Origin of the sequence: Tardiphaga sp. (assembly GCF_041424195.1) — a bacterium.
GTDB lineage: Bacteria > Pseudomonadota > Alphaproteobacteria > Rhizobiales > Xanthobacteraceae > Tardiphaga.
In genome coordinates this window covers 1-3,574 of the sequence record NZ_JBGMOE010000208.1, presented here as the reverse complement: position 1 = coordinate 3,574, position 3,574 = coordinate 1, and the positions used below count along the sequence as shown (strand labels likewise).

Annotated in this window: 4 protein-coding genes; 2 read left to right on the top strand and 2 right to left on the bottom strand. The window is 59.2% G+C overall.

Going from position 1 to position 3,574, the window contains the following annotated elements:
* Together ACEK02_RS29320 and ACEK02_RS29315 are read left to right on the top strand one after the other, a co-directional pair.
* Positions 1-578 (top strand): ParA family protein (locus tag ACEK02_RS29320; RefSeq protein ID WP_371424962.1); only part of this gene is annotated, 578 nt, incomplete at its 5' end.
* Positions 578-859, top strand: coding sequence for a ribbon-helix-helix domain-containing protein (locus ACEK02_RS29315; RefSeq protein ID WP_371424961.1), 282 nt, complete (start codon positions 578-580; stop codon positions 857-859). The genes ACEK02_RS29320 and ACEK02_RS29315, both read left to right, overlap by 1 nt.
* An 18-nt stretch (positions 860-877) precedes the next feature.
* On the opposite strand, the gene ACEK02_RS29310 is transcribed toward ACEK02_RS29315, so the two are convergent.
* Complete coding sequence (locus ACEK02_RS29310; protein WP_371424960.1) at positions 878-1,315, bottom strand: hypothetical protein; 438 nt, start codon at positions 1,313-1,315, stop codon at positions 878-880.
* 251 nt (positions 1,316-1,566) lie between these two features.
* Positions 1,567-2,445, bottom strand: a complete 879-nt coding sequence (locus ACEK02_RS29305; RefSeq protein ID WP_371424959.1) for a replication initiation protein — start codon at positions 2,443-2,445, stop codon at positions 1,567-1,569.
* Between the last annotated feature and the right edge of the window lie 1,129 nt (positions 2,446-3,574).

The window sequence follows — 3,574 nt, the reverse complement described above, 5'->3', positions numbered from 1 at the left end:
CGTGCCTTGCCGTGGCGGCCGAGCAGGCAGGCAAGGAAACCGCGATCATCGACCTGGATCCGCAGGCGACGGCCTCGTTCTGGAAAGACGTGCGCCAGCTCGATACACCCGCCGTTGCTTCGATCCAGCCGGTGCGTCTCGCGGCGATGCTCAAGGCCTGTGCCGACGCGGGCACGGATCTTGTGGTGATCGACGGCGCGGCCGTCGCGCGTGATGTTGCCTATGAGGCCGCGCGGCACGCCGACTTCATCCTCGTCCCGACGAAGACGGCGGTGTTCGACACAATGAGCATGACGCACACGCTGGACGTGGTGCGGCAGCTTGATCGCGCCTTCGCCGTCGTGCTGACATTCGTCCCGCCTCAAGGACAAGAGACGGGCGATGCCATGAAAGCGGTCGAGGAGCTGGGTGCGGCGGTATGTCCAGTGACAATCGGCAACCGCAAGGCGTTCTTTCGCGCGCAGGCCGTAGGCCAAGCAGTGCAGGAGTTTGAGCCGAACGGGCCAGCCGCAACGGAAATCAACCGGCTATACGAGTATACGGCTATACGCCTATACGGTAAGGTGGAGGGGGTATAATGGCGAAGGGTAACACGCTCCAGGCAATGCTTGACCGTGCCAAGGTCGGCGCTGACACGCCAGCAACACCTACCCCGATCGTTGCGTCATCCAGTCCCAAGCCCGCGCAGGCCGGGCGGCACGGGACCAAGCTGATCGGCGGACATTTTGCCCCCGAGGTCAGCACGCAGCTTCGCATCCTTGCGGCCGAGGAAGGAACGACGGTGCAGAGCCTGCTAGGTGAGGCGCTGGACGACCTTTTCGTGAAGAAAGGCAGGGGCCGTGTCGCACGCAGTGTATAGACGTATACATCTATACTGCTAGCCAAAGGACGATTCCCACTTCACGCGGAGCCGCTTGTGCTTGAGCGAGACCGTTCCGGTTTCGGGGCAGTTGCAGTGGAACAGGGTCAGGCCGTCCCGCGTCGAAATCCAAAGAATGTCCCATGCCGCGTCGGCGTCAGTCCAAAGGTCAATCTGCGTGCCGCGCTCGAACGCTACCAAGAACAGGCCGGTTGTGCCGTCTGGCCTCTGAAAATACCCGGTCCGGTAAGTTTCGGGCGCGCCGTCGTGATCGAGATCGGCGTCGGCATGGAACGCGCTGCCGTCGATCGGCATCTGGGCGCGTTCCTTGGCCGTGAACTGGCTCAGCACATCGGGATCATCGAAATACCCGAACAACGCCTTGCGATAGGCGGGCGGCTTGTTGAGCCTGTTGGCAGGGTTCGCGGGCGAAGGACGCAACGTCGGCTCGACCATTCCATAGTCCCGCAAATCCGAGCCTGCCGACGCCATGTTGTCTGCTACGGATGTGTCCATTGCAGCGATGCTCTGCGCGTTTCCGCCCGACACGTTAGAGGCAGAGCTGGAGTCACGCCCCGCCCTACAGGCGCTTAGGACGAACGCTGCCCCCATGATGGCGGGGAGGCCGAGGTAAACCGCTTTCGCGAGTGAGCCGTATAGCTGTATACACCTATACTCAGCCCAACGGTGAGTTTTGGGGTCGGTCCTCACCTTTGGGCGGCCGGCGTGGTGAAATCTACCAAAACGGGCAACTCGGGTATGCCGCCGCGCAGCTTCGCCCGGCGGACGATACTATGCTGGTCGATGAGGTTCTGGGCATCGCGCTTGCCGCTGGACGTTTTCGGGAACCAGTGGAGCGCCACCCGCTCCACCTTGCGCCCGTTTTTGATTGGCGTGAAATCGACATAGAAGGGGCAAAGCTTGTTTATTTCCTCGACCGCGACCTTGAGGCAATACTTGTTCAGATCGGCGAAGCGTTCGAGTTTGCCTTCCGGCACGTTGAGCAGCCCGCGCAGTTCCTCGATCGTAAAATCCTCTTTTTGCTTGTATTCCAGGCCGATGCGCCGCTCGATCATCTCGTAGAGGCAAAGGGCGTATTTCGACTCGAAGCAATACATGACCTGAGTCTTGAGGCGCGCATAGACCTGGCTGTTGCGCAGTATTTCGATCAGCTCTTCCGGGATGCGGTAGTGAAGGAAGCCGTCCTTTTCGAGGCTTTCATCGCTGGGGCCAAGGAGCTGGACGCGGCGCTTGAAGCTCTTGCCGTCCTTGCGGATCGTGACGATCGCGATGGTCCCCATGAGGCGCAGCAGCGAGCTTTCCACGCGCTCATTGCCCTGATGCGTCCCTTTCAGTCCGGACTTGGCAATGCGGTGAATGATCGGCTCGCCAATGCGCTCCCAGGCATTGGCGATCAGCAGGTTGTAGATACGGCGATCGGCGAGGGTGAGGGGGCTAAGCTCGACAATGTCGACCAGCTCCCCCGGCTTGACGATTTCGCCGTAATTAGCGGGATCAAAAGGATTTCCACGCCCCTTTTGGGCCAGCGTGCGGAACGTGAGATCGACCACGGCAGGTTGCGACATAGGCTTGGCCAACGGTGAGCAAGAGGGACTTACCAGCTCACTTTAACTACGAAAAGTGAGCTAGGCAAATGTTCCGGCTCCCCGATGAAACTTTAAGACGGCTACCCCAAAACTCACCGTCACTCACAACCCAACCGACCGGCTACCCCGAAGCTCACCAGACCCAGCCCAAACACTCACCCTTACTGACCCCAAAGCTCACCCGAGCCTACCCCGAAACTCACGCGAATCGACCCCAAGCCTCACCGTTAGAGCCAGTTTTCCGCAGAAATGCAGGGCTTTCGCACTCCTGAATCTTGAATTAGAAGAATTATAGAATCTGAATCACGAAAAGTGAGGTTTGGGGTAATTCGTCCTGCGGATGACCACAAAACAAAGACCAATGGAATCGGCCGATGGCCGATACGCCTTTGTTTCGTGCCGCCTTCGGCGTCACAAGAGCGGCGCAAGCGCCGCTGGGCTTAGCGGAAAGAAAGGGGGCGAAAGCCGTAGCGATATCGTGCCCCATCGCCGCTCAAGAGTACGGTGAGGGCAGGAAAGGGCCTTCGACATACTAACCGGGTGCTATCACGGCGAATGTCGCCAGCGGGGCTAAATCGGCTATGTCCTCGCTGCTCCGATGTTGCTCAATCCGGGTCCGCCGCGACTGTGAACCGTGGCGGACCCACTCCGCAGTGCGATGAGGCACTACCCCAAAACTCACCTTTTCCACTACGTGGCGCTATTCGTGCTTTCGCGGATAAATCACGCCGGGGCGACGGTGCGTCGTTTCTGACCCGAAACTTCTGCTCCCTCAAACCAGCGCCGTTCATCGACTTGGGTCCGACATGCTACCAAAGCGGTGCATTTCCCGCCGAGGAGGGGAGCCGAGCACGACGGGCATTTCGCCGCTGTTCCAATTGACATATTCACACACCCTAAAAACGGTCGGCCCAGACAATGTTCGAGAACCGCGAGAGTTGCGTGCTAGCAGACCTAATAATTGGAAAAGAGACGATTAACTGCCTTATGGCTCGATCTGCCTATTCAACGTCTGGGTCGCGCAGAACGGAATGTTTTGTTGCGCTGGAGCCCCGAAAGGCTATCCCAGTGCTTCGACAAGGGGAGATATTTGATGAAGCTGGACGAT